24 protein-coding genes are annotated in these 24,596 nt (G+C 68.8%); 14 read left to right on the plus strand and 10 right to left on the minus strand.

Annotated features, from left to right (window positions below):
* Position 1 precedes the first annotated feature (1 nt).
* The 5 genes from ACZZZQ_RS04895 (at position 2) to ACZZZQ_RS04915 (ending at position 4,732) form a co-directional block, all read left to right on the plus strand.
* A complete protein-coding gene (locus ACZZZQ_RS04895; RefSeq protein WP_053098643.1) occupies positions 2–544 on the plus strand; it encodes an ECF transporter S component in 543 nt (180 codons plus the stop codon).
* 99 nt (positions 545–643) lie between these two features.
* The gene (locus ACZZZQ_RS04900; RefSeq protein ID WP_056276576.1) at positions 644–2,395 is read left to right on the plus strand and encodes an ABC transporter ATP-binding protein; all 1,752 of its coding nucleotides are present in this window, start codon (positions 644–646) and stop codon (positions 2,393–2,395) included.
* Positions 2,392–3,210 carry an energy-coupling factor transporter transmembrane component T gene (locus tag ACZZZQ_RS04905; RefSeq protein WP_463507026.1) on the plus strand — a complete coding sequence of 273 codons (819 nt, stop codon included), beginning with the start codon at positions 2,392–2,394 and terminating at the stop codon, positions 3,208–3,210. Before ACZZZQ_RS04900 ends, ACZZZQ_RS04905 begins: the two co-directional genes overlap by 4 nt.
* 11 nt (positions 3,211–3,221) lie before the next feature.
* Positions 3,222–4,097, plus strand: coding sequence for a siderophore-interacting protein (locus ACZZZQ_RS04910; protein ID WP_463507027.1), 876 nt, complete (start codon positions 3,222–3,224; stop codon positions 4,095–4,097).
* Between the two features lie 59 nt (positions 4,098–4,156).
* On the plus strand, positions 4,157–4,732 hold the full coding sequence (locus ACZZZQ_RS04915; protein ID WP_053099367.1) for an ECF transporter S component: 576 nt from the start codon (positions 4,157–4,159) through the stop codon (positions 4,730–4,732).
* Between the two features lie 118 nt (positions 4,733–4,850).
* Here ACZZZQ_RS04915 and ACZZZQ_RS04920 read toward each other — a convergent pair whose 3' ends face one another.
* Both ACZZZQ_RS04920 and ACZZZQ_RS04925 read right to left on the minus strand, forming a co-directional pair.
* Positions 4,851–6,014, minus strand: a complete 1,164-nt coding sequence (locus tag ACZZZQ_RS04920; RefSeq protein WP_053098639.1) for an acyl-CoA dehydrogenase family protein — start codon at positions 6,012–6,014, stop codon at positions 4,851–4,853.
* Between the two features lie 163 nt (positions 6,015–6,177).
* Positions 6,178–7,110 carry a M15 family metallopeptidase gene (locus ACZZZQ_RS04925; RefSeq protein ID WP_463507028.1) on the minus strand — a complete coding sequence of 311 codons (933 nt, stop codon included), beginning with the start codon at positions 7,108–7,110 and terminating at the stop codon, positions 6,178–6,180.
* Positions 7,111–7,193: 83 nt separating this feature from the next.
* Between ACZZZQ_RS04925 and ACZZZQ_RS04930 the strand changes: the two genes are divergently transcribed.
* Positions 7,194–8,255, plus strand: a complete 1,062-nt coding sequence (locus ACZZZQ_RS04930) for an Rv2578c family radical SAM protein (RefSeq protein ID WP_463507029.1) — start codon at positions 7,194–7,196, stop codon at positions 8,253–8,255.
* Positions 8,256–8,319: 64 nt separating this feature from the next.
* The gene (locus tag ACZZZQ_RS04935) at positions 8,320–8,859 is read left to right on the plus strand and encodes a YaeQ family protein (RefSeq protein ID WP_053098637.1); all 540 of its coding nucleotides are present in this window, start codon (positions 8,320–8,322) and stop codon (positions 8,857–8,859) included.
* Positions 8,860–9,048: 189 nt separating this feature from the next.
* Here the strand turns inward: ACZZZQ_RS04935 and ACZZZQ_RS04940 are convergent, their stop codons facing one another.
* Positions 9,049–11,367 (minus strand): DEAD/DEAH box helicase, encoded by a 2,319-nt coding sequence (locus ACZZZQ_RS04940; protein WP_463507030.1) that lies wholly within the window; start codon positions 11,365–11,367, stop codon positions 9,049–9,051.
* A 292-nt stretch (positions 11,368–11,659) separates the two neighbouring features.
* Here ACZZZQ_RS04940 and ACZZZQ_RS04945 point away from each other — a divergent pair, with 292 nt between their 5' ends.
* Entirely contained in the window at positions 11,660–12,556 is an 897-nt protein-coding gene (locus ACZZZQ_RS04945; protein WP_463507031.1) for an aldose 1-epimerase family protein, read from the plus strand.
* Positions 12,557–12,668: 112 nt separating this feature from the next.
* On the opposite strand, the gene ACZZZQ_RS04950 is transcribed toward ACZZZQ_RS04945, so the two are convergent.
* The 4 genes from ACZZZQ_RS04950 to ACZZZQ_RS04965 form a co-directional block, all read right to left on the minus strand.
* On the minus strand, positions 12,669–15,899 hold the full coding sequence (locus ACZZZQ_RS04950) for an efflux RND transporter permease subunit (protein WP_463507032.1): 3,231 nt from the start codon (positions 15,897–15,899) through the stop codon (positions 12,669–12,671).
* 21 nt (positions 15,900–15,920) lie between these two features.
* A complete protein-coding gene (locus ACZZZQ_RS04955; protein ID WP_285363842.1) occupies positions 15,921–16,511 on the minus strand; it encodes a TetR/AcrR family transcriptional regulator in 591 nt (196 codons plus the stop codon).
* Between the two features lie 99 nt (positions 16,512–16,610).
* A complete protein-coding gene (locus tag ACZZZQ_RS04960) occupies positions 16,611–16,970 on the minus strand; it encodes a fluoride efflux transporter FluC (protein WP_056276557.1) in 360 nt (119 codons plus the stop codon).
* Entirely contained in the window at positions 16,967–17,356 is a 390-nt protein-coding gene (locus tag ACZZZQ_RS04965; RefSeq protein ID WP_463507033.1) for a fluoride efflux transporter FluC, read from the minus strand. The genes ACZZZQ_RS04960 and ACZZZQ_RS04965 overlap by 4 nt, the downstream gene beginning before the upstream one ends.
* 86 nt (positions 17,357–17,442) lie before the next feature.
* Here ACZZZQ_RS04965 and ACZZZQ_RS04970 point away from each other — a divergent pair, with 86 nt between their 5' ends.
* A complete protein-coding gene (locus ACZZZQ_RS04970) occupies positions 17,443–18,972 on the plus strand; it encodes an FAD-dependent oxidoreductase (protein ID WP_463507034.1) in 1,530 nt (509 codons plus the stop codon).
* A gap of 3 nt (positions 18,973–18,975) precedes the next feature.
* Here the strand turns inward: ACZZZQ_RS04970 and ACZZZQ_RS04975 are convergent, their stop codons facing one another.
* The 3 genes from ACZZZQ_RS04975 to ACZZZQ_RS04985 form a co-directional block, all read right to left on the minus strand.
* Positions 18,976–19,800 carry a nitroreductase family protein gene (locus ACZZZQ_RS04975; RefSeq protein ID WP_053098629.1) on the minus strand — a complete coding sequence of 275 codons (825 nt, stop codon included), beginning with the start codon at positions 19,798–19,800 and terminating at the stop codon, positions 18,976–18,978.
* A 4-nt stretch (positions 19,801–19,804) separates the two neighbouring features.
* On the minus strand, positions 19,805–20,179 hold the full coding sequence (locus ACZZZQ_RS04980) for a hypothetical protein (protein WP_053098628.1): 375 nt from the start codon (positions 20,177–20,179) through the stop codon (positions 19,805–19,807).
* A 162-nt stretch (positions 20,180–20,341) separates the two neighbouring features.
* A complete protein-coding gene (locus ACZZZQ_RS04985; RefSeq protein WP_463507035.1) occupies positions 20,342–21,130 on the minus strand; it encodes a MerR family transcriptional regulator in 789 nt (262 codons plus the stop codon).
* 196 nt (positions 21,131–21,326) lie between these two features.
* Between ACZZZQ_RS04985 and ACZZZQ_RS04990 the strand changes: the two genes are divergently transcribed.
* From ACZZZQ_RS04990 to ACZZZQ_RS05010, 5 genes are read left to right on the plus strand one after another with little or no spacing between them, the layout of a single operon-like run.
* On the plus strand, positions 21,327–21,536 hold the full coding sequence (locus ACZZZQ_RS04990) for a hypothetical protein (protein ID WP_201778466.1): 210 nt from the start codon (positions 21,327–21,329) through the stop codon (positions 21,534–21,536).
* Between the two features lie 29 nt (positions 21,537–21,565).
* Positions 21,566–22,321, plus strand: coding sequence for an ATP-binding cassette domain-containing protein (locus ACZZZQ_RS04995; RefSeq protein ID WP_463507036.1), 756 nt, complete (start codon positions 21,566–21,568; stop codon positions 22,319–22,321).
* Positions 22,318–23,739, plus strand: a complete 1,422-nt coding sequence (locus tag ACZZZQ_RS05000; protein WP_463507037.1) for a hypothetical protein — start codon at positions 22,318–22,320, stop codon at positions 23,737–23,739. The genes ACZZZQ_RS04995 and ACZZZQ_RS05000 overlap by 4 nt, the downstream gene beginning before the upstream one ends.
* The gene (locus tag ACZZZQ_RS05005) at positions 23,723–24,037 is read left to right on the plus strand and encodes a hypothetical protein (protein ID WP_053098623.1); all 315 of its coding nucleotides are present in this window, start codon (positions 23,723–23,725) and stop codon (positions 24,035–24,037) included. The genes ACZZZQ_RS05000 and ACZZZQ_RS05005 overlap by 17 nt, the downstream gene beginning before the upstream one ends.
* Position 24,038: 1 nt before the next feature.
* Positions 24,039–24,560, plus strand: coding sequence for a hypothetical protein (locus ACZZZQ_RS05010; protein WP_463507038.1), 522 nt, complete (start codon positions 24,039–24,041; stop codon positions 24,558–24,560).
* Positions 24,561–24,596: the final 36 nt, after the last annotated feature.

The raw sequence follows: 24,596 nt of genomic DNA on the forward strand, positions 1-24,596 counted from the left end.
GGTGGCCCCCTCCCCCGTTCTGACGACCCGCGTGCTGCTGGTCTGCGCCGCGATCGGCGTCGCCACGGGCATCCTCGGGGGGATCGCCGGGCTCATCACGCCGATCGTCATCGTGGGCGCTCCGTATCTCTACGGACTCGTGCTCGGCTCGCACGTGCTGCCGGGGATCATCGCTCAGGAGGTGCTGCGCCGCCCCTTCGTGGCCCTCGTCACGCACGTGTTCGCCGCCCTCATCTCGAGCGCGTTCAACCCGGCCTGGACGCTGCGCTTCATCGGCACCGCGCTGCTGTTCGGGGCGATCCAGGAGGGCATCGCCGCGCTCACCCGCTACCGCTCCTGGGGCCCTTGGCGCTTCTTCATCTCCGCAGCGATCATCGGGGTCATCGTGGCCGTCGTGGTGTTCTTCGCCGTCGACCTCGCGACCTTCCCGCTGTGGGCGGAGATCTCCTACCTCGTGATCGCGGTGCTCGGTCCGATCGCGTGGACCGCAGCAGGACTCGCGATCGGATCTTCTCTCAGCCGCGCAGGCGTCGCTCGGCGCTGATCACGGCGTCCGACCCTTCCGAGCCGTCCGGCCTGTGCAGATCAGGTAAGGCTCAGCTAAGTTAAAACGGTACCGATCCGCTGAAACCGGGGTTATGCCGTGCGCTCATCTGCGCCTCTCCTCCGCGTGCGTGACCTCTCGATCACCCACGCCGATGCTGTGCACCCCTCGCCGCGGGACGTCACCTTCGACATCGATGCCGGCGAGGTGGTGCTGCTGCTCGGCCCTTCGGGTTCGGGCAAGTCGACGCTCACGCTCGCGCTCAACGGGCTGATCCCGCACGCCGTGCCCGCGACCATGACGGGATCGGTCGAGGCCGGCGGAGTCAGCACGGCGGATGCCGACACCGCATCGCTGAGCACCCACGTCGCGATGGTCTTCCAGGACCCGGACGCCCAGATCGTCACCGGCACGGTCTACGACGAGGTCGCCTTCGGCCCCGAGAACCTGCTGCTGTCGCTCGACGAGGTGCGCACGAGAACCGAAGACGCACTGCGCCGTGTCGGCCTGTGGGAGCGGCGCGATGAGAACCCCGATCGCCTGTCCGGCGGCGGGCGTCAGCGTCTCGCGATCGCGTGCGCGCTGGCGATGGGGTCGCCCCTGATCGTGCTCGACGAACCGACCGCGAACCTCGATCCGCAGGGCATCGACGACGTCTACGCCGCACTGACCGACGTCATCGCAGCGGGCGACCGCGGCATCCTGCTCGTCGAGCACAATCTCGACGCCGCGATGGGGTTCCTGACCCGCACGATCGTGCTCGACCGCGCAGGGCGGGTCGTCTTCGACGGACCGCCGGCCCGGATCATCCGGGAGCACGCGGCGGAGCTCGTCGAGATGGGTGTCTGGCTGCCTGCGGCGACACTCGCGGCGCTGCGGATGCGGGATGCCGGAACACTGCATCTCGACGACCTTCCATTGACACCCGAGGAGCTCGCCGCGGCACTGGCGGCGGCATCCGCCACTCCTGATCCGTCCGGTGTGCAGGACCACGGCACGGATGCAGGACCGGATACCGCTGTCTCCTCCGGCATCCGTGCGTCGGTCCTGCAGACGCACGAAGGAATGACGGATGCGGCAGACCGTGCAGCCACTCCGATCGTCCGCGCCCGCGGGCTGACGGTTCGTCGTCACCGCACGGAGATCCTGCACGGCATCGACCTCGACATCGAGGCGGGAACCCTGACGGCGATCGTCGGGACCAACGGCGCCGGAAAGACCACCCTTCTGCAGGCGCTCGCCGGTGTCGTCCCGCCGCCCCGGCGGCAGGTCACGGTCGACGGCATGGACCCCGGGTCGGCCTCGCCGCGCGAGCTCTCGAGCCGCATCGGGTTCGTGTTCCAGAACCCGGAGCACCAGTTCATCGCGCACACCGTGTTCGACGAGCTCGCGCACGGACTTCGGCTGCGGCACACTCCGGATGCCGAGACGCGCGAGCGCGTCGACGCCATGCTGATGCGCTTCGGCCTCGAGGCCAAGGCCGATGTGCATCCGTTCCTGCTCTCGGGCGGCGAGAAGCGCCGCCTCTCGGTCGGCACGGCCCTGATCACCCGCCCGCGGGTGCTCGCCCTCGACGAACCGACCTTCGGCCAGGATCGTGCACGGGCGTCCGAGCTCCTCACTCTGCTGCACGACCTGCGTGACGAGGGGACGACGATCGTCATCGTGACCCATGACCTGCAGCTCGTCGCCGAGCACACGTCGCACACGGTGATCCTGAAAGACGGTCGCGTGCACGCCGCCGATCGCACCGACGCGCTCTTCGCCGACGAGACGCCGTTCGTCGAGGCAGGGCTCCGCCTTCCGGCGCTGCAGCGCGTGCTCGCCGCAGCGGGACGGGCGATCGCATGACCGCCCACGCTTTCGACCCGTATTCCGCGATGTCGGCATCGTCTCGGCGCCAGTTCCTCTATGCGCTCAATCCGCTGGCGAAGGTCGCGGGAGTCGCCCCGGCCATGGTGCTGCTGATCTTCGTGCGCGACCTCGCCACGCCCGCCGCCTTCCTGGCGCTGTCCCTCGCGGTGATCGTCATCGGATCGCGGGTGACCTGGCGCATCGCCGCGGTGCTGTTTCTCGCACTCCCACTCGGCATGATCGCCATCGGGCTCGGGTTCTCGCTGTGGGTCGACGCCGAGATCGTGCGCGACACCGCTGCCGTGGTGCAGCTCGGCGACTGGACGCTGCGCCAGGGCGCCCTCGCGATCGGCTTCGCCACGGCTCTGCGGCTCGGCGCGATCGTCTCGCTCGCACTCATCGGCGGCCTGACCACCACCGGCCCCGACCTCGTGCGCGCCAGCGTGCAGCAGCTGCGGGTGCCCTACCGCATCGGCTACACGGCCCTGGCCGCGTTCCGCTTCGTGCCGCGCTTCGGGCACGAGCTCGCGGTGATCAGAGCCGCGCATCGCGTGCGAGGGCACCATGGGGGCAGCAGTCCCTTCGCGCGCATCGCTCGCGGCTGGGGATACATCGTTCCGCTGCTCGCGGGTGCGATCCGCCACGCCGAGCGCGTGGCCCTGGCCATGGACTCGCGGGCCTTCGGCGCGCACTCGACGCGCACCGAGAGGCACCTCGTGCCGTTCCGCATCCGAGACACCGTCTTCATCGTCGCCTCGATCGCCGCATCCGCCGCGATCTTCATGCTCTTCTTCCCCTGGCAGCTGCCCTGAAAGGCGCCCGCATGGCATACAGCAGACTGGTCAAGCCCGAGACCGCCGAACTCCTCCATCTCAGCGTGCTGCGCACCGAGCGCCTCTCCGAGCACTGGATGAGGGTCACGCTCGGAGGCGGTGAGATCGAGAAGTTCCGCCCGATGGGCTTCGACCAGTGGTTCCGCCTGTTCCTGCCGATCGGCGGCGATGCGGGGCTCGACCGCGTTCCCGCGAAGGCGAACAAGATGTTCGGATACCTCAGGTTCCTGCGGATCCCCGACGGCGAGCGCCCGGTCATGCGCAACTACAGCGTGCGCGCGTACCGGGCGGCCATCGCCGAGTCGGGCGCCGAGATCGACGTCGACTTCGTGCTGCACGGGTCTGCGGCCGACGGCACGGCCGGCCCCGCGTCACGCTGGGCGGAGACCTGCGAACCCGGCGAGCACGTGCTCATCATCGACGAGGGCCTCACGTTCAACCCGCAGCGCGGAACGGATCGCGTGGTGCTGGTCGGCGATGAGACGGCGCTCCCCGCGATCGCCTCGATCTGCGCGTCACTGCCTGCGGACGCGACGGGAACGGCGATCATCGAGGTGCCGTCCGAGGCCGACGCCCTGGAGTTCCCGCACCCCGCCGGCGTCGAGATCATCTGGCTTGCGCGGCCGCACGAGTTCGACCCCGGGTCGTTCGCCCTCGCCCGGCTGCGCGAGCTGACACTGCCGGCAGCGCCGTTCCACGCGTACGCCGCGGGCGAGCAGTCGCTGGCCTCGGGTGCACGCAAGCATCTCGTCGGCGAGCGCGGTGTCGACAAGAACGACGTGAGCTTCTGCGGCTACTGGAAGATCGGCGCGGCCTCGCCCACCTCGAAGGCGGCCCGCGAGGCTGCGGCGGAGCCCCTCGCATGAACGGCGCGGATGCTGTGAACGGTGCGGGGTCGGAAACGCACCGCGAATCGGCTTCCGAGGTGCAGAATCGACCCCGCACCGGCGGCGGACGCTCGCGATTCCGCATCCCGACGGCGATCCTGCTGACGTGCGCGGCACTCGGAGTCGCCGGTGGCGCGCTCCTCGCCCCGGCGAACTGGATCTCGACGATCCTCTTCCCCGGCCTGCCCTTCGTGAGCGTGGCGCTGGCCGGCCTCTGGCTGCTCCCCTCGGTGATCGCCCTCCGCCTGCTGCGGCGCCCGCTCGTCGGCCTGCTGGTGGGCCTGCTGGCCGGTCTCGTGATCGTGCCGTTCTCGGGCTACGGCTTCAGCAGCGTGGCCACCAACCTCTGGTGGGCGGCGTTCACCGAGCTGCCGTTCCTGTTCGTCCTCTGGCGCTACTGGGGAACCTGGCTGCACTACCTCGGGGCACTGATCGTCGGCATCGTCTACCCGATCCTCGCCTGGGCCTCGTTCGATCTCGGCAGCTTCGGGCTTCCCCTTCAGATCACCTTCTTCGCCGTGACCCTCGGCAGCTGCCTCGGCGCCACCGCACTCGGCATCCTCATCGCCGATCGGCTGCGCAAGGCCGGCGTCGGTGGCCGGCTGCCCCGCTGACCCGCGCTGGCTCCTGTCCGCCTGCGCGCCTGCAGGCCCGTTTCATGCGGTCAGCCGTGCCATCGACAGGAGAAGGGCCCCGGATGCCGGCATCCGGGGCCCTTCTCTGAGAGGTTCGTCAGCGCTTGCCGACGATCTGGCGGCCGACGAGGTCGCGCATGATCTCGTTCGTGCCGCCGTAGATGCGGTGCACGCGGGCGTCGGTGAAGGCGCGGGCGATCGGGTACTCCATGATGTAGCCGTAGCCGCCGTGCAGCTGCACACCCGTGTCGAGCACCTCCCACTCGCGCTCGGTCGCCCAGAACTTGACCTTCGCAGCGTCCTCGGCGGTGAGGGTGCTGTTCTTGTAGGCGAGCAGCGCACGGTCGATGTACGCCCACATCGCGTCGGTGGTCGCCGCCATGTCGGCGAGCCGGAAGCGGGTGTTCTGGAAGTCGGCGATGCGCTCGCCGAACGCCTCACGATCCTTCGTGTAGGCGACGGTCCAGTCGAGGGCGGCCTGGGCGGCAGCGGCCGCGGCCACGCCGATCGACAGCCGCTCGAGCGGCAGGTTCAGCATCAGCTGGATGAAGCCCTGCCCCTCCTTGCCGCTGATGAGGTTCTCGTCGGGGATGAACACGTCGGTGAAGCTGAGCTCGGCCGTGTCCCAGCCGTGGAAGCCCATCTTGCTGAGCTTCTTGCCCTGATCGAAGCCCTCCATGCCCTTCTCGACGAGCAGCAGGCTGAACGCGTCGGGACGGTTGCCCTCACCGGTCTTGACGAAGGTCACCACGACGTCGGCCGTCGAGCCCGATGAGATGAACGTCTTGGCGCCGTTGAGGATGTAGCCCCCGTCGACCTTCTTCGCGTTGGTCTTGATGCCGCGCAGGTCAGAGCCCGCGCCGGGGTCGGTCATGGCGAGCGCACCGAGCACCTCGCCCGTGGCCATGCGGGGCAGCCACTTCTCCTTCTGCTCCTGCGTGCCCATGTGCACGAGGTAGGGCACGGCGAGGTCGTCCTGGATGCCGAAGGCACCCGCGAGCGACCCTGCTCCGGAAGCGATGACCTCCTCCATGACGATGGTGCGGAAGCGGTAGTCCTGCAGCATGCCGGCACCGCCGAACTCCTCGGGGACGGACAGTCCGATCAGACCGGCCTCGCCCGCGGCCAGCATCGTCGCCCGGTCGATCTCACCCGCGGCATCCCACCGCTCGATGGCCTCGTTGTTCACGTGGCGCTTGACGAAGTCCTTGACGAGGTCGCGGAAGGCCTCGTGATCCTCTTCGTAGATGTCGCGTTCCATTGCGTCCTCCCGAACGTTCGTGCGTCATTGCTCCGGCGATTCTATGCCGGGTCGCCGACACCGCGACAGCTCGTTGTGAGAATGCATCCCACAATCCGTGAGACTCGGTACCGCGATTGTCGGATGCCGCAATGCGGTCGCACACGCGCCGCTGTCACTGCGCTCAGTGGGCGTAATCAGGGGCCGCGGGGAGCCCGAAGAACTCCTCCAGCGTGTGATACCCGCCGTGGTGATACGCCGCCGCGAGCTCGCGTCCGAGATATCGCAGGTGCCAGGGCTCGGGCTTGTATCCGGTGATGCCGGAGCCGACCTGCTCGTAGCGCACGATGAAGCCGTACTCCCAGGCGTTCGTCGCGATCCACTGCCCCTGCACCGTCGCGCCGAACGACTCGATGGCTCCGCACGACGAATCGCACGCCACGAGATCGAGCGCCAGCCCCGTCTGATGCTCGCTGTGACCGGCACGCGCCGACGAGGCGTCCGCTCCCGCCTGCCCGCTGTTGCGCACATGCGAGGCGTGGGTCACGACCTGCAGCTCATACGATCGGTAGCCGTTGTTCGCTCCGATGCGCCCCGCACCCTCGGCGGCCGCCGCATCCGCCATCTCTCCGACCGCCGCGGCGACGTCCGTCCGCGCCTGACCGGAGCGGGTGGTCATCTGCAGCGGAAGGTCGGCGAGCGACGACGGCGCGAAGGAGACCGGAGCGAGCGGACGCGCCTTGTTGACGACGACCCAGACGTGAGCCGGGTCGTCGAGCGCGATGCAGGGTGCGTTGCCCGCCACGACAGCGGAACGGAAGCTCTCGCCACCCCCGAAGCCGGCGATGATCGCCGCATCGTCGGCGACGGCTATCGCCTCGAGCACGCTCGGCTCCGAACACGGATCGGCAGCGGTGGTCGCACCGACCTCGACCGCCGGCACCTCCTGCACGACGGACGGCTGCGGCATCGCCAGCTCGTCGGTCGTCTCGGCCACCGGCGCACCGGCCAGCGACAGCAGCACGCCGATCGCCGTCGCCGCGAGACCGATGGGCAGCGCGGGACCGCGGATCGGGGAGCGCGGCGCCGCATGCTGAGGCTGCGGCGGGAAGAACATGCTTCCATTGTCCCTCATGTCCATTCGAACAGAATTCACACGCTCGGTTGACGGAGTATCGTCTTTATGTTCGAATGGAGGACATGCGGTGGCAAGGACAGAAACTCGGTGACGTCGACGCCGCTGCGCTGCCCGGCCTCGAAGATCGCTCCAGCGTGCTCCGCACGGTGACCACGCCGGAGTTCGCAGGCATGACGTTCCATGAGGTGCTGTCGAAGTCGGCCCTCAACCATGTGCCCGGCGCATCGCGCATGCCGTTCGCCTGGACCATCAACCCGTACCGCGGGTGCAGCCATGCCTGCGTCTACTGCTTCGCGCGGGGAACGCACGAGTATCTCGATCTCGACGGCGGATCGGACTTCGATTCGCAGATCGTCGTGAAGGTCAACGTCGTCGAGGTGCTGAAGAAGGAGCTGCGTCGCGGCAGCTGGGAGCACGAGACGGTCGCTCTGGGCACGAACACCGATCCGTATCAGCGCGCCGAGGGTCGGTACAAGCTGATGCCGGGGATCATCGATGCCCTCGCGACGTCGGGCACGCCGATGTCGATCCTCACCAAAGGCACCCTGATCAGGCGCGACATCCCGCTGCTGGTGCGGGCGGCGCAGCGCGTTCCCGTCGACATCCAGATGTCCATCGCGATGTACGACGACGATCTGCAGAAGGCGATCGAACCCGGGACTCCGACGACCCAGGCACGGCTCGACACGGTACGCGCACTGCGGGATGCCGGCTTCCGCGTCACCGTCTTCCTGATGCCGATCATGCCCCACATGACCGACTCGGTCGAGGCGATCGACACCGCCCTGCGGCGCATCAAGGAGGCCGGAGCGAGCCGCGTGATCTACGGCGCCCTGCACCTGCGCGCCGGAGTGAAGCCCTGGTTCATGCAGTGGCTCGAGGGTTTCCGCCCCGACCTCGTGTCGTCGTATCGCGGGTTGTACCCCGGAGTCTCCGCCGAGGCGCCGAAGGGCTACCGCCAATGGCTCGCGAAGCGCGCACGGCCGCTGATCAGACTGCACGGACTCGATGGGCAGCACGAGGACGACTACCCCGTGCGCGGCATCCGGGCTTCTGCACCGCACGGGAGGCCGGCGCCCGCATTCACGCCAGCGCCCGCCCCCGCACAGCCGATGCTGTTCTGAACGCCGGTCCGGTGGAGCGTCGGAGGTCGGGAAGCCACCCCCGGGGCGCGTAGGCTCGAGCGTTATGGCTACCGGCTCCACGATGCACACGTTCGACGTCCAGTTGGCCGACATGGATCGCGGTGTCTACGACGACTACTCGCTGCGCGTGGCGCGGCATCCGTCCGAGACCGACGCCTACATGCTGACCCGCGTGCTCGCCTATGGACTCGAGTTCACCGAGGGCATCGCATTCGGCGGCGGCATCTCGCAGACCGATGAGCCCGCCGTGCTGGTGCGCGACCTCACCGGAAAGACGACGGCGTGGATCGAAGTCGGCGCGCCCGATGCAGAGCGCCTCCACTACGGCAGCCGCCTCGCCGAGCGCACCGTCGTCTATACGCACCGCGACCCCGCGAAGGTCATGGCGCCGTGGGCCGACAAGCGCATCCACCGCTCCGAGGACCTCCGGGTCTACAGCTTCGACCCCGGCTTCATCGACTCCGCGGCACCGCTCATCGCACGCCGCAACACGATGACGCTCACCGTGACCGAGCAGGTGCTCTACCTCGACCTCAACGGCACGACACTGACCACGGCCATCCACGAGCACCAGCTCGGCTGAGCCGCCGCTCGGAAGGAGATCACGCGCTCCGTAGGAGCGATCCGACGCGTCAGCCCTTCGGAGTGAGAGATCTCCTTCGCTGGACGCGCACCCGCCCGCACCGCGCATCCCTGTGCCGCAGATCGGCCGAGCAAACGACGAAGGCCCCGCCGCCGCTAATGCGGGAGCGGGGCCTTCGAACGTGACGGATCAGGCCGTGAGGTCGGCGGCGGTTGGCACGCGACCGGCGATCTCCTCGATCAGGTCGTCGTCGATGCGCGCGTTCTCGAACGGCGCGTCGATCTCCGCACGATCCAGCAACTCGGTCATGCGACGCTGGCGCTGACGCGTGATGAGCGTGACGACGCGTCCCGAGCGACCGGCGCGGCCGGTGCGGCCTGAACGGTGCAGGTACGTCTTGTACTCGTCAGGAGCGTCGGCCTGCACGACCAGGTCGATGTCGTCGACGTGGATTCCGCGGGCGGCGACGTCGGTGGCGACGAGCACGTTCACGCGACCCGACGTCAGGCGCTCCAGGTTGCGCGTGCGCTTGGCCTGGTTGAGGTCGCCGTGCAGCGAGACCGCGGGGATGCCGGCGTCGTCGAACTGCTCGGCGAGCATGTCGGCGTAGGCGCGGGTGCGGGCGAAGACCAGGGTCTTGCCGTCGCGGTCGACGAGCGAGGTGAGGATCTCGGCCTTGTCGCGGTGCTCGATCACGAGCACACGGTGCTCGATGGTGCTCGAGTCCTGATCTTCACCGGCGACCTCGTAGACGGCCGGGTCGACGAGGAACTCGTCGACGAGTGCCGCGACCTCACGGTCGAGCGTGGCCGAGAAGAGGAGCTTCTGGCTGCCGTCGGCCGTGTGACGCAGGATGCGCTGCACGGGCTCGACGAATCCGAGCTCGCACATGTGGTCGGCCTCGTCGAGCACCGCGATGCGGCAGTCGGAGAGGTCGAGCTTGCCCTGGTTGATGAGGTCCTCGACACGACCGGGGGTGCCGATGACGATGTCGACGCCCTTCTTCAGCGCACCCACCTGACGGCCCTGCGGGACGCCACCGTAGATCTGCGTGGTGAACAGGCCGACGCTGCGGGCGATCGGCTGGATGGTCCGGTCGATCTGCAGTGCGAGCTCGCGCGTGGGAGCGAGGATGATCGCGCGCGGCGAGCGGCCGAACTCACGGCGCTTGCCCGCCTGCGACTGCAGCACGCGCTCGACGAGCGGTGCGCCGAAGGCGATGGTCTTGCCTGAGCCGGTGCGGCCACGGGCGAGGACGTCGCGCCCCTCGAGCACGGCCGGAATGCTGGCCGCCTGGATGGGGAACGGAGTCGCCGCACCCATGCCGACGAGGGTCTCGACGATGTTGGATCCGAGACCCAGGTCGCCGAAGGTCACACCGTCGACCTCGACCGCCGCGACGGACTTGGCCTCGAGGCGCTCGTGCACGACGTCGTCCGTCGGCTCGAACTTCTTGGCGGGTGCCGCGCTCGATGTGGCGTTCCAGTCGTTACGGCTGGGTCGCTCATTGCGCGACGGCCGCCCGCGGGTGTCCGACGTCAGCGGGCGGGGACGATCGGTGCGGTACGCGCCACCGGTCGAGGGACGCGAACGCTCGTCACGCCCACCCTCGATCGACCGCTGCGTGCGATCGCGGTCGAAGGCACGGCGTGCGCGGTCGGCGTCGTAGGAACGCTCGGCGCCGCGGTCATCGCGACGCGGGCGGTCGTCACGGTCGAAGCGGGGACGCTCGGATGCCGCGCGGTCGAAGCGCGGACGCTCGGTGCGGTCGCCCGAACGCGGCGAGCGGTCGTCGCGGTTGAAGCGCGGACGCTCGGATGCGCCGCGGTCGTCGCGCTGCGGGCGCTCGTCACGGGAGAAGCGCTGACCACCGCGATCGTCGCGGAAGCCGCCGGAGCGCTGGTCACGGCCCGGACGTCCGCCATCGCGGTGATCGTTGTCGCGGAAGCCCTGGCGCTGCGTGCCCGCACCGCGGTCGTCGCGGCGCGGACGCTCGTCGCGCTGGCCGCCGCGCTCATCGCGGTACGTACCGGGACCGGTCGGACGCTGGCCGCCGCGGTCATCGCGACGCGGACGGTCGAAGCCCGTGGAGGAACGGTCGTTGTAGCGGGGGCGCTCGGCACGATCGTCGAAGCGCGGACGCTCGGAACCGCCGCGGTGCGGTGCCTCGCGGCGACCCGACTCCGCACGGTTGCGGATGCCACGGGCCTCATCCCTACCCGCGCGCTCCTGCGAGGACCAGCGCTGCTTGGGTGCGCCCTCTTCTGCGGGACGGTAGCCGCGGTGGCTGGCGCTGCGGCTGCCGGGACGACGGTCGACGCCGGCCGCCGGGGTGCGCCGCTCGCCGGCATCCGCTCGTCCGCCCCGCACGTCGCGGGAATCGCGGGTGTCGCGAGCGCTGTCGCGCCCACCGGCGTGGCGGTCGTGGAACGAGGTCTTGTTCGCGCCGTAGCGCGGCTCGAAGTTGGCGGAGGGGCGTCCGCCGCGGGGCTTCTTGTTCTTGGGCATGGGTGTGTCCTTCTGAGTTCTCGCACGAGAACAGCGCCGCGCGCACGCGCGAGCACCCAGCGCCGGATCGGATGCGATCGGACGGGGTTCCGGACTGTCAGCGGCCGGGGCCATTCATGTGATGGTTGATTAGCGTCGAGCGACGCTCACCATCGGCCCCTGGACTCACACTTCTTACACAAAAACGTCCGCGCCATGCGCGGGTGTCCGAAGCCGACCCATCAAGTGTAGCGGTCGCACCTGAAAAACCGCCCAGCCCCATCGCGGATGCTGCTCGCCATACGATTGCGGAGTGAACTCCGCATCCCCCACCGGCACACAGGTGCACCTCCAGCTCGGCGACGTCAGCGCTCAGATCGCGCAGGTCGGCGCATCCCTCCGCTCCCTCCGCATCGGATCCGTCGATCTGATCGCCCCGTATCCACTCGACTCGCCGACCCCCTCCTGCTCGGGCGTCGTGCTCACGCCCTGGCCGAATCGCGTCAGGGATGGAGCCTGGAACGACGAGGGCACCGAGCGGCAGCTCGCGATCACCGAGCCGAAGTTCATGAACGCCAGCCACGGGCTGCTGCGATTCACGGCCTACGCGATCGAGGAGACGGCGTCGGCGACGACGCTGAGCGCCACGATCGTGCCGCAGACGGGCTACCCCTATCTCGTCGAGACCAGTGTCACCTACGTGCTGCGTGCCGACGGGATCGACGTCACGCACGCGCTGACCAACCGTTCCGCCACTGCGGCACCGGTGGCACTCGGCACGCATCCGTTCGTGACGATCGGCGACGTCGACCCGCACGAGCTCGTGCTGCGGGTGCCGGCGCAGACCGCGTTCGACACCGACGAGCGCATGCTCCCCACGGGCACGCACCCGGCGGATGCCGCGCTGCGCGACGGAGTGCGCATCGGCGATGTGAGCCTCGACACCGGATTCACCGACCTCGACCGTGATGCCGACGGGCTGGTCCGGCACTCGCTGACCGCCCCCGACGGTCGGCGACTCACCCTCTGGCAGGGCGCCGGGTTCGACTTCGCGCAGGTCTACACGACCGACAAGTACCCGGGCCAGTCCCTCGCGGTGGCGATCGAGCCCATGACCGCGCCCGCCGATGCACTGAACAGCGGTGTCGGCCTGCGCCGCCTCGCCCCCGGTGAGACCTGGACCCTCGACTGGGGCATCACGCTCGACTGAGCTCGGCCGCGCCCGCTCCACAACTCCGCCGGAAACGGCTGACGCCCGCCCGGAATGAAGTTCCGGGCGGGCGTCAGACTCCGTCGTGCGGAGGACGGGACGGCGAGGGCGACTACTCGCCGCGCTCGCGCAACTCCCGGCGCGTCAGCTGATTCGCGTGCGGCAGCGACGAACCCGATTCCGCCGAGCCCGATTCCGACATGCCCGCGCCGGCCAGCGCCAGATCGCCCGAAGGACGAGGGCCGTCCGAGGGGTCCGAGTCGCCGTTCGGTGCAGAGCCGTCGTCGCCCGACCCCGCCTTGCGGGCGCGTCGACGCTCCTTCGCACCCTCGACCAGGTTGTAGAGCGTCGGCAGAACGATCAGCGTCAGAACGGTCGATGAGATGAGTCCACCGATCACGACGATGGCGAGCGGCTGCGAGATGAACCCGCCGTGCCCGGTGATGCCGAGTGCCATCGGAGTGAGCGCGAAGATCGTCGCCAGCGCCGTCATGAGGATCGGACGCAGACGCTTCTCGCCACCGGCCTTCACCGCTTCGATCGTCGACAGCCCCTTCTCGCGATACTGGTTGACGAGGTCGATGAGCACGATCGCGTTCGTCACCACGATGCCGATGAGCATCAGCACACCGATCAGCGAGGCGACGCCGAGCGGCACACCCGTGACGATCTGCAGCAGGATCGCCCCCGTGGCCGCGAACGGCACAGAGACGAGCAGCAGCAGCGGCTGACGCAGCGACTTGAACGTCGCGACCATCACGACGTAGACGATCAGGATCGCGGCGAGCATGGCGAGCCCGAGCTGCGAGAACGAGTCGGCCTGCTGCGAGGCGACACCGCCCACCTCGGCCGACGCGCCGTCAGGCAGGTCGACCGCGGCCAGCGCCTCGGTGACCGACTGGGTCGCCACGGCGAGGTTGTCGGAGGCCGGGGGCACCGTGATCGTGGCGGTGCGGCGTCCCTGCTCGGTGGTGATGGAGGTCGGGCCGTTGCGCTCCTCGACGGTCGCGATGTCCTGCAGCTGCACCACACCGGTGGCGCTCGGGATGGTGAGCTCGCGAAGCGCCTGCGCGGTGGCGGGCGGCTCGGATGCGGCGAGGTAGATCGTCAGCGCGGTGTCGTCGATCTCGACCGTGCCCACCTGCTGGGGGCGCATCGTGTTCGAGACGATGGATCCGACGGCGACCTCCGACAGTCCACGCTGCGCGGCGGCGTCGCGGTCGACGACCACGGCCAGGTACGGCAGAGCCGCGGCGAGGTTGTCGGTGACCTGTCCGATGCCGTCCCGACCGTCGAGCTCGTCCACCACGGCGGTGGTGGCGGTCTGCAGGTCTTCGGAGTCGGATGCCGAGACGGTGATCTCGATGTCGCTCGAGCCGAGTCCGGCGGAGGCGGCGACCGACACCTCGCCGACATCGGTGAGCCCCTCGATCGCGTCCTGCACGTCGGCTCGGAGCTTCTCCTGGTCGGCATCCGCGTCGGTGAGCACCGAGTAGGTCACACCGGCTCCGCCCGAGAACGCGTCACGCAGGGCGGATCCGCTCGAACCGATCGAGGCCTGCACGTGGGTGATGCCGTCGATGTCGAGCAGTGCGTCCTCGACGGCGATCGCCGCCTCCGACTTGGTCTCCAGGCTCGCGGTCGGGCCGAGGTCCTGCGTCACCGTCATGGTGTTCTGACCGGAGTCGCTGAGGAAGTTGATCTTCATGAGCGGTGCGGCGGCGAGAGTCGCACCGAGCACCACGACGGCGAGCACGACGGTCAGGCCGGAGTGCTTCAGCGTCCAGCCGAGGATCGGACGGTAGCCCTTCTGCAGTCGCGTCGGCGGAGCGTCCGGGTCCTCCGGGTCGATCTGCACGCCGTTCTCATCGAGCAGCGGCTTGCCCGGGCGGAGGAACCAGTACGCGAGCACCGGCACGATGGTCAGCGAGACCAGCAGCGACGCGACCATCGCGATCGACACGGTCATGGCGAACGGCCGGAACAGCTCGCCGACCATGTCGCCGACGAACACGATGGGCAGGAAGACGGCGACCGTCGTGATGGTCGAGGATGTGACCGCCATCGCCACCTCGCGCACCGCCAGACGGATGGCGTCTCCCTTGTCGGCGTCCCCCACATAGTGCCGTTTGATGTTCTCGATCACGACGATCGAGTCGTCGACCACACGGCCGATCGCGATCGTGAGCGCGCCGAGGGTGAGGATGTTCAGCGAGTAGCCGAACGCCTGCAGCCCGATGAAGGTGATGAGCACGCTGGTGGGGATCGAGATCGCCGTGACGAGCGTCGAGCGGATCGACAGCAGGAACACGAGGATGACGATCACGGCGAAGACGAGTCCGAGCAGGCCTTCGGTGGCGAGCGTCTCGATGGACTGCTGGATGAACGGAGCCTGGTCGAAGATGATCGTGAACTCGGCGTCGGGGAAGGCCTCGCCGATCGTGTCGAGCGCGGCGATGACACCCTGCGACACCTCGACGGTGTTCGCGGCCGGCAGCTTGGTGATCGAGATCGAGAGGGCGTCCTTGCCGTCGACGCGCGAGATCGACGAGATGGGGTCGCTCTCCTGCACCACCGTGGCGACGTCGCCGATGCTCTCGGTGGTGCCGACGAGCGGCAGCGCCGCGAGTTCATCGACCGAGGTGATCTTCGCGCCGGTCTGGACGGTGAGCGTCTGGCCGTTCTCGGTGATGTCTCCGCCGGGGAACAGCGTGCCGTTCTGCTGCAGCGCCGTGGTGATGGCCTGCGTGCTCTGACCGATCGCCGCCAGCTTCGCGACGTCGGGTGTGATCGTGATGCGCTGGCCGACGCCACCGATGATCTCCGCGGCGTTGACCCCGTCGACGTCTTCGAGTTCGGGGATCGCGACGCTCTGCAGTTCGGCCTGCGCGTTCTCGGCGTCCTCGAAGCCGGTCACGGCGACCTGGATCACCGGGAAGTCATCGATCGACACCGTCAGCACCTGCGGACTCACGTCTTCCGGCAGCTGCCCCGAGATGCGGTTGATCGCCTGCTGGATCTTCTGCTCGGCGGTCGCGAGGTTGGTGCCGTAGGCGAAGGTGGCCTGCACGATCGACGCGTTCGTCGTGCTCGTGGCGGTCGTGCCCTCGAGGCCGGGGACACCCTGGATCGCCGACTCGATGGGGGTCGAGACGTCGTTCTCGACGACCTCGGGCGAGGCGCCGGGGTAGGTCGTCATGACCATCAGGTTGGGCAGCTCGAGCGACGGGATGAGCTCCTGCTTGAGGTTCGTCAGAGCGAGCCCGCCGAACACGGCGGCGACGATCGTGATCAACGCGATCAGTGCGCGGTTCTTCAGACTCAGGACGGCGAGGTTCGACAAGGCGGATTCTCTCTCTGCGGGTCAGGCGGATGCTGCGGCGGTGGGTGCGGAGGTGGACGCCTGAGGAGTGAGGATCCCGGCGAGGGCGTCGCGGATGAGCTCTTCGTCGAGCGGCTCGTCGTGGATCTGAGAGTGCCAGAGTACGCCGTCGATGAAGACGGCTGCGGCCCTGGCTCTGTCGACCCCGTGAACGGGCGCGATGAAGCCGACGATCTCGTCGGACCACAGTCGCGCGAACTGCCGGACGCGCGGGTCATGCACCGCGGCGGTCACGACGGCGCGGTCGGCCTGGACGGCGCGTGCGTCCTCGAGCCCGCGGCGCACGAGGCGCGCGAGCCCCTCCGGGGTCACTCCCTCGATCACGACGGCCCGTCGTGTCGCGTCGATGCGCGCCTCGATCTCGGCGGCCAGCGCTCCGATCGCCGCTTCACGCAGATCGTCGAGCGTGGCGAAGTACTGCGTCGTCGATCCCAGCGGCACTCCGGCCCGGGCTGCGACCTTGCGGTGGGTGAGTGCGTCGACGCCGATCTCGACGATCAGCTCGGCTGCCGCGGTGATGATCTCGCGACGGCGCGCTTCAGGATCGCGGCGGCGGCGCGTGCCATCGCTCATCCTGACCCCCAGCGCGATCACCCCTGTACGGGCGTACATGTACGTTTGTACATTCTGCATCGCGAAGCTGTGGGTTCGCCCGGATCCCGGCGTCGACGGTCAGAGCGTCGACCCGAGCGCCAGCCCGAGACCAGCGGCGATCAGCCCGAGCAGCAGCATCCCGATGGCGTTGACAGCGGATGCTCTGCGCTGACCGTCTCGCCACAGCACGACGGTGTCGAGCATGGCGGTGCTGAACGTCGTGTATCCGCCGAGAAGACCGGCCCCGACCACGAACGACTCGGACGGCAGTGCCGTGGTCAGCAGGCCCAACGCGAACGATCCGGTGAGATTGACGACGAGGATGCCCCAAGGGAGGCGGCGTCCGACGACCTTCGAGACACCGAGGTCGATGACGTACCGGAGGAGGGCTCCCACCCCTCCGGCGAGAGCGGCCGCGACGAACAGCAGCGGAGTCATGCGCTCCCTCCCGCAGGGAGCGTCGGTCGACGCGGGCGTCCGAGTCGCAGGCCCGCCGCGGCGGCAGCGAGTCCCAGGACCAGACTGGCGGCCGCATACGCGAATGCGAGCACCGGGGCGTCGCCCCAGAGCGCGACCGTTCCGGTCATGAACGCGCTGTAGGTCGTGAAGCCGCCGAGCACGCCCGTGCCGAGCAGCAGTCTGAGCTCCGTGGCGCCGGGCAGGCGCGCGGCGAGAAGGCCGATCAGCAGCGATCCGAGCACGTTCACGACGATCGTCGCGACAGGCACGCCCCCGACATCCGGCATCAGCAGACCGATCGCGAGCCGAGCGGCGGTGCCGATGCTGCCGCCGACGAAGACGAGGAGCAGGCGGCGAAAGGTCACCCGGCAACTCTATCCGCGCCGTTGCAACGCCTTCCTCAAATGTCAACCCGTTGGGCGAAGGTGGTCGGCAGGCGAAGACTGAGGCCATGAAGCCACTGTGGAAGCTCGACCGGACCCCGCCCATCGGCACACCGTTCGACCCCGGCGCACGACACGACGTGATCATCGTGGGTGCGGGCCTCACCGGCCTCAGCACGGCGGTCATGCTCACGCGCGCCGGTCTCGACGTCGCCGTGATCGAGGCGGGATCCGTCGCCGAGCTCGCGACCGGCGGCAACACCGGCAAGCTCACCCTGCTGCAGGGGAAGCGTCTCGCCGAGATCCGCAAGCACCACTCCGCGGCGCTCGTGCAGGCCTACGTCGAGGGAAATCGCGAGGGCATGGACTGGCTGGTCGGCTTCGCCGATCATGCGGGAGTCAGCTACGAGCGACGGATCGACCACTCGTACGCGCAGGACGCCGGCGGCATCGACTCGGTGCGCGAAGTGCACGAGGCGGCGCGGGAGGCGGGCCTCGAGACCAGGATGCTCACGCGAGGAGAGCTGGCCGGTGCGGCCTTCCCTGCGGCGGGAGCCGTGGCGCTCGACGACCAGGTGACCATCGATCCGGCACTCGTCACCCACGCGCTCGCGGACGAGCTTCTCTCCGCCGGAGGAACCCTGCACACCGGCGTCCGGGTCACGGCGACGCATGCGCTGCCCGACCCTCGAGTCGAGACGCCGCTCGGCCCGCTGTTCGCCGATCACATCGTGATCGCGACCGGGTACCCGATCCTCGACCGGGGACTCTACTTCGCGAAGATGCGCGCCTTCCGCTCGTACTGCGTCTCGTTCCGGCTCCCCGGCGGCGTGCCGGACAGCACGTTCATCTCGGTCGACAGCCCCACGCGCTCGATCCGCCCGGTGTCGGATGCGGACGGCCCCGGCGGTCCTGCGCGACTGGTGGTCGGCGGAAACGGCCACTCCGTCGGCCGCTCGGACGGCGAGACCGCCGCGATCGACGATCTGGTCGAGTGGACGAGGCGGTACTTCCCGGATGCCGAGGAGACCCACCGCTGGTCGGCCCAGGACTATCAGTCGAACAACCAGATCCCCTTCGTCGGCGCCATGCCCCGGGGTCTCGGCCGCATCCGCTTCGCGACCGGGTACGCCAAGTGGGGCCTGTCGAACGCCCCCGCTGCCGCTCTGCGTCTCACCGCGGAGATCCTCGGTGCGAATTGGCACGACCGACCGTCGTGGATGGTCAAGATCGGCACGAGGCTCACCGTGCCGGCCGATCTTGCCCGCGGGGCCATCGAGGGCGCCAAGGTCGCCGCCGCAGCGACGACCGGGTGGGTCGACGCCGAGCGTCGGCCCGTGCCGGTCCCGCAGCCGGCAGAGGGCGAGGGCGTGGTCGCGAACCGCAGCGGCCGACCCGTGGGCATCTCGACGGTCGACGGCGTCACTCGGGCCGTCTCGGCCGTGTGCCCGCACCTCGGAGGCGTGCTCGACTGGAACGACGCCGAGTGCACGTGGGACTGCCCGCTGCACGCCTCGCGCTTCACGGCGGACGGCACGCGCATCGAGGGGCCGGCGCTGCAGGACCTCAAGCCCCTGCCCCGCAAGGTCGGCGGCTGAGGCTCAGCCCGCCGTCGGCGCTCCAGCGCCCGGCGGCGGCGCGTCCCATCCCTGCTGCGGCTGGTCGCAGTTCTCGCGGAACACATACTGCGAAGCGAGCTTGCGCTGATGGCTCGACCAGTCGATGGCCGGGCGGCGCTGCTCGGGCGGCAGATAGCCGAGGCGGTACACCGCCATGAGCTCGAGGTCGTCCGGCACGCGCAGCAGCTTCACGATCTCGTCCCACTGCCCAGGGACCTCCATCGGGAACGAGATGAACTGGATGCCCATGCCGAGCTCGACCGTGGTGAGCCAGACGTTCTCCATCGCCGCGCCCATGCTGAACACCGAGTAGAACGACGACAGCTGGCCCGGTCGGTACTCGCTGCGATCGAGCATCACGCCGAGCAGCAGCGGCGATCCCGCGACGAGCTTGTGATTCTCCTCCCCGAGGGTCTTCGGCACCCCGAACGTGTTCATCAGCTTCTGGCCGCGCTTGGTGAACACCTGACTCGTGAACGGGCGGAGGGCCGCGGGGAGCTTGTCGAACAGCATCCCGCTGCGCTTCTCCTCCATCTCGGCCTGGCTGAAACGGAAGTACGGCTTGTAGCGTTCGAAGAACGTGCCGTTCGACATCGCCTCGGTCATGCTGTCGCCCGAGATGCGTGCGATCTTGTCGATCGTGTCGCGGTTCTCGACGACCACGAACCGCCACGGCTGGCTGTTCAGCTGCGACGGCGCCCGACCTGCCGCCTCCAGCAGGATGCGCTGATGCTCCTCCGATACCGGGTCGGGCAGGAAGGGCCCGTTCGTGGTCTTGCGGCGGCGGATGGCGTCGAGCAGTTCCATGCGTTCACTTCCGGTCGGTGGCGAGGCGCGAGCAGACGAGGCCCGCGACGATGAAGGGGGCTGCGGCGAGCGCGACGAGCGGATGCCGTCGGCTGTGCGTGCCGAGATACGGGATGGCGGCGAGCGGTGCGGCGGCGGGCGCGAGCGCCAGGGCCGCGCGACGACTCGCGCGCTTCGGCCGGCCCCAGAGGATCGCCGAGAACGCGGCGGCCGAAGTGGCGCACGTCGCGATGTAGATCGCATGATGCAGCCAGCGGAAGCTGCTCGTGTCGATGAGTCTCGCGGCGACGGCCGAACCGAGGGCGACGTTCGCGGTGTAGGCGACGGCCGCCGCCGCGAACAGCGGCGCGGCATCCGTGCGTCTGCGTCGGTGGCCCATGCCTTGACCCTACGCCCACCTCCGGCATCCGCTCCCGGCCTTGATCCGGTGTCCGCACCTGTGCAATGCCGTGACTCCCGTGCGGGGTCGAGAACGCATCGGAATCGGGTGATTCGGATGCGCTCTCGACCCCGCGGCGACCGGCGAAGGCGGTGCAGCGGGTCACAGGTTGCGGTCCGCGTAGATGCGGAGCGCGTCGCGGACGAACTCGGCGCCCTGCGTTCCGCCGGCGGACGTGGCGTAGTTCGCGCCGAAGCGCGGGTCCGCGACGTACATCTCGCCGAGGCCGATGACGTACGCCTTGACGTCGCCGCCGGGCACGGCCGCGGGAGTGCCCGGGATGCCGGTCAGCCACTCGACGTGACGGCGGGCGATGTCCTGAGCCTCGGCGGATGCCGGATCGATGCCGCTCTCGGCGGCAGCTGTCCAGTCCCGGCCGAGGTCGGAGACGCGCTGCTGCCAGTCGGCGCGGTCGGCGTCGGTCATCCCGCGCCACCAGCGGTCGCTGTCGGCGTAGGTCTTCCGACCCCAGCGCTGCTCGACCTCCTCCTTGTAGCGGGTGTGGTCGAAACCGTCGAACATGTTCTCTGCCATGAGTTCTTCACCTCCTCTCAATGCGTTGATGGTGTTCTCGACCGACGCGATCTGCCGCGCCAGTCGGTTCTGTTCCTCGCGCAGCAGCTCGAGGTGCGTCTCCAGCGCGGATTCCTCGCTCTGCCGTGCGTTCACCGGGTCGAGCACCTCGGCGATCTGCGGCAGACCGAGTCCGAGCTCGCGCAGCAGCAGAATGCGCTGCAGGCGCACGAGCGCCGCCTCGTCGTAGTGCCGGTAGCCGTTGTGCGCGATGCGCGAGGGCGGCAGCAGGCCCACGTCGTCGTAGTGACGCAGGGTTCTGCTCGTGGTGCCCGCGAGACGGGCGATGTCCTGGATCGACCATTCGCGACCGGCCATCTCGTCCTCCTTCCCTGGAACTGATGATGACTCCACGGTAGAAGTTGACGCTGCGTCAATGTCAAGTGAATCCACGCATGTCAGCATTCTGCACTCGAATGACTAGCTTTCGTGGCGCAGCGATGACAGCCTCCGTGTGTAACAACAAAACGGAGGTGGACAGATGTCCCTAATGGCGGCAATGGAGCCGACGCTGATGAAGCGCCGCGCACAGGACGCACTGGATGAGGCGATCATGCGTCTCGATGCCTGGTGGCTGGTGGTGATCGCGGCGATTCTCGTGTTCGGCGTCGCGTTCCTGGCAGCGCTGGCGCTGTGGTGCTTCTTCAAGGCGGGTGGCAGGCGCTTCACCGGCAACTGGCAGTGGGGCAAGAGCGGCGTCTCAGTGTGGATCGAATGCGTCTAACCCCTCGTCGCTTCCGGACATCGACCCCGATGTCCGGAAGCGGCGGCTTCGCACCGGACCCGCACGTCCTCCTCGACGTCTCATCGGTCTCGTTCGCCTACTCGAAGCGCGCTCCGGCGCTCCGTGATGTGTCGTTCGCGATCGAGCGCGGCGAGAAAGTGGGTCTCGTCGGACCCAACGGATCGGGCAAGTCGACGCTCATCCGCCTCACCGCCGATCTGCTGCAGCTCGGCCAGGGGAGCATCCGCATCACCGGGCGCCCTCATCAGGACCGCGCATCGCGCGAGCAGCTGGCTTTCATCGCGAGCAACGACTACCTGCCGCAGTTCCTGACCGGGCGCGAGTACCTCGATCTGATGCTCCGCCTCTATCGCCACCGTGCCGACCCGACCAGGGCCGACGAACTCCTCAGCCGCTATCAGATGGAGGCGCGTCAGTTCGACCTCATGGAGGACTACTCGCACGGCATGCGCAAGAAGATCCAGCTCATCTCGACGCTTCTGCTCGAGCGCCCGCTCACGATCATCGACGAGACGCTCAACGGCGTCGACGTCGATGCGCTCTTCGAATTCGAGACGGATGCATCCCGGATCGGAGGGGCGAAGGGGCTGCTGCTGTGCAGCCATGACTTCCGTCTTCTCGAGGCCGTGTGCGACCGCATCATCGTGCTGCGTCGCGGAGAGATCGCCTTCGACCTCCCGCTCCCCCGCATCCTGCGCGAATTCGGCTCGGTCGACTCCCTCGTCAAGACCGCGATCGCGCAGCCGTCGAGGGCGGTGGAATGACCCCCGCCCTGCAGCTCGCCGGCTTCCTCTCGGTGTTCCTCGTCAGGCGCATCGCTCGTCGGGGCGTGCTGCGCCTGCCGTCGGTGCGCTGGACGATCGCTCTCGCCGGTCTTGCCGCTTTCGTCGGCTTCTGCGCGTTCGGGGTGGTGATCCTCCGCCAACTGACCAGCGAGCCCGAGCAGCTCTCCCCGCTTCTGCGCGTCGTCGGCGTGTCCACCCCGCTGTGGGTCCTGACGGTCTTCACGGTCGTGCGCGTGCTCTTCATGAAGGCGAGCGATCTGGTCGAGCTCACGTTCTCTTTCCCCCTGACCAATCGGGCGCGAACGCTGGGATTCATGCTCTTCGAGTCGCTGGTCGTGGGCCTCGGCGTGATGCTCATGCTCGGCGCGTTGGTCACCGGCACGATCTCGATCGGCGGATTCGGGATCCTCGATCAGGTCATCACCTGCCTGGTCATGCCCTCGACCGTCGCCTATCTCGTCGCGAGCGTCTACTACCTGGGCCTGGAGCGACTGCTGCTGCGTCTGCGGCTGGCGAGGCTCCGGGCGTTCATCGTGCCGGTGGTGCTGGCGGCCACGCTTGTCGCCCTCTACCTCGGCGTGTCGACGCAGTCGGAATCCGTGCTCTTCGCGGCGGTCGGCCAGGGCGACGACTACTTCGCGGTGCAGCTGCTCTTCGCCGACATCGCCGCGAGTCACGGGATCATGGCGGCCACGGGCATCTGGCTGGCCATGCTGGCGCTGCTGGTCTGCGCCGTCTTCGCGATCGCGCCGCGACAGTTCGATCCGACCCGTCGCTTCGCGATCGTGCCCCGCCTGTTCGGCCCCACGGAGTTCGGCGCGTACTTCGCCGCCCACATCAGGGGAATCGAGACGGTGACGGTCTGCGGCATCTCCCTCGCAGGCTCCTACGCGCTCTTCCTCGCCGACATCCGACTCCCGCCGATCCTGCTGCTGGCCGTCACCGTGCAGTCCGTGTACGCCTACGTCTCGACGGAGCCCCTGCGGGCGTGCGGTCCTCGTCGCCATGGTCCAGGCATGCGGTATCTGCTCGTGATCGGACCCCAGCTGGCGACCCTCGCGATCATCGCACCGCCGATCAGCATCCTGTCCGCTCTCACCGGGGCGAGGCTCGACGAGATCCTCTCCGTCGTCGGCTTCGCGGTGTCGAACGTCATCGTGCTCACCCTCGCCGGCATCGCCTTCCCGCCCGAGAAGGGCAACCCCTTCTCGGTCATCGCGGGAGCCGCCGTTGCCGGCCTCGTGACGGGCACGATCATGCTCGGCACCAACCTCCTGGGTCTTCCCCCACTGTTCACGGTCGGAGTGATGCTCGCGCTCACCCTGATCGCCGCCGCACTCTCCATCGCAGGGATGGACAGGATAGAAAGGACCTCTCGTCATGAAGTGGTTGTTTAGGGCCGCCATCAGCGTCGTCGGAGCGCTCGTCGTCATCGCAGGATCCGCCGTCACCGCCGCGATCTGGCTGATGTTCACCGGAGGATCCGCCGAGGGTAGACGCCTGGGGTTCTTCGACTCGGTCTTCGTCGACGTCCGGCAGAGCGCAGAGGGCGCGGTCCAGCTCGGCACCGGCATCAACGATCCCCTTCCGCTGATCCTCGGCGTGATCGTGGTCGCCGTGTTCATCCTCGCCGTGTTCGTCGTGCATGACGGCCTTCTCGAACGGAAGAGGCAGCTCCTCGCCGAGGCCGACTGACATGTGGTCGGTCAGTGCGTCGCGCATCGATGGGGTTCTGGTCTGCCGATGGCTGCTGCTCGCCGCTTGGCCGATGAACACCGTGTTCGCGGTTCTGCTCACCGCGACCGTCGCTCTGGGCGCGATCACCGGGCAGTCGGCGATCGTCGGGGCTGCACTGATGATCGCGGTCCACTACGCCGCCGGCCTCGGCGGGGCGTTCGCGCTGCATGAACTCGGGCACCTCGCCGTGCTGTCCCGGGCGACCGGCGTCACGGCGATCACGCTCGAGCGCTCGCTGTGGAGGACGTCGATCAGTCCGCACGGCCGAGTCGGCGACCGGAACGCCGTGCTCGCCGCCCTCGCGGGTCCTGGCGCGTGCGTCGTCGTCGGAGCCGCCCTGTGGCTGCTCGCGCCGGGACTCCAGCTGCACGGGTGGTACCTGGCGCATGCCGTGTTCCTCATTCCGGTCTTCAACGACGGCCGGATCCTGTGGTCCGTCAGTCGGGCTCGCCGCACCGCCTCCTCGCGGGCGGTCGAGTGACGCCAACCGATATTCTTCATCCGCTCGTCACACGTT

The sequence above is a fragment of the Microbacterium sp. AC132 genome (assembly GCF_979258525.1).

Excerpts from the sequence above, each read along its gene's own strand:
- ACZZZQ_RS04905 (WP_463507026.1), top strand. The coding sequence starts at position 2,392 with ATGACCGCCCACGCTTTCGACCCGTATTCCGCGATGTCGGCATCGTCT.
- ACZZZQ_RS04910 (WP_463507027.1), top strand. The coding sequence starts at position 3,222 with ATGGCATACAGCAGACTGGTCAAGCCCGAGACCGCCGAACTCCTCCAT.
- ACZZZQ_RS04920 (WP_053098639.1), bottom strand. The coding sequence starts at position 6,014 with ATGGAACGCGACATCTACGAAGAGGATCACGAGGCCTTCCGCGACCTC.
- ACZZZQ_RS04925 (WP_463507028.1), bottom strand. The coding sequence starts at position 7,110 with ATGTTCTTCCCGCCGCAGCCTCAGCATGCGGCGCCGCGCTCCCCGATC.
- ACZZZQ_RS04930 (WP_463507029.1), top strand. The coding sequence starts at position 7,194 with ATGCGGTGGCAAGGACAGAAACTCGGTGACGTCGACGCCGCTGCGCTG.
- ACZZZQ_RS04935 (WP_053098637.1), top strand. The coding sequence starts at position 8,320 with ATGGCTACCGGCTCCACGATGCACACGTTCGACGTCCAGTTGGCCGAC.
- ACZZZQ_RS04940 (WP_463507030.1), bottom strand. The coding sequence starts at position 11,367 with ATGCCCAAGAACAAGAAGCCCCGCGGCGGACGCCCCTCCGCCAACTTC.
- ACZZZQ_RS04955 (WP_285363842.1), bottom strand. The coding sequence starts at position 16,511 with ATGAGCGATGGCACGCGCCGCCGCCGCGATCCTGAAGCGCGCCGTCGC.
- ACZZZQ_RS04960 (WP_056276557.1), bottom strand. The coding sequence starts at position 16,970 with ATGACTCCGCTGCTGTTCGTCGCGGCCGCTCTCGCCGGAGGGGTGGGA.
- ACZZZQ_RS04970 (WP_463507034.1), top strand. The coding sequence starts at position 17,443 with ATGAAGCCACTGTGGAAGCTCGACCGGACCCCGCCCATCGGCACACCG.
- ACZZZQ_RS04975 (WP_053098629.1), bottom strand. The coding sequence starts at position 19,800 with ATGGAACTGCTCGACGCCATCCGCCGCCGCAAGACCACGAACGGGCCC.
- ACZZZQ_RS04980 (WP_053098628.1), bottom strand. The coding sequence starts at position 20,179 with ATGGGCCACCGACGCAGACGCACGGATGCCGCGCCGCTGTTCGCGGCG.
- ACZZZQ_RS04985 (WP_463507035.1), bottom strand. The coding sequence starts at position 21,130 with ATGGCCGGTCGCGAATGGTCGATCCAGGACATCGCCCGTCTCGCGGGC.
- ACZZZQ_RS04990 (WP_201778466.1), top strand. The coding sequence starts at position 21,327 with ATGAAGCGCCGCGCACAGGACGCACTGGATGAGGCGATCATGCGTCTC.
- ACZZZQ_RS04995 (WP_463507036.1), top strand. The coding sequence starts at position 21,566 with ATGTCCGGAAGCGGCGGCTTCGCACCGGACCCGCACGTCCTCCTCGAC.
- ACZZZQ_RS05000 (WP_463507037.1), top strand. The coding sequence starts at position 22,318 with ATGACCCCCGCCCTGCAGCTCGCCGGCTTCCTCTCGGTGTTCCTCGTC.
- ACZZZQ_RS05005 (WP_053098623.1), top strand. The coding sequence starts at position 23,723 with ATGAAGTGGTTGTTTAGGGCCGCCATCAGCGTCGTCGGAGCGCTCGTC.
- ACZZZQ_RS05010 (WP_463507038.1), top strand. The coding sequence starts at position 24,039 with ATGTGGTCGGTCAGTGCGTCGCGCATCGATGGGGTTCTGGTCTGCCGA.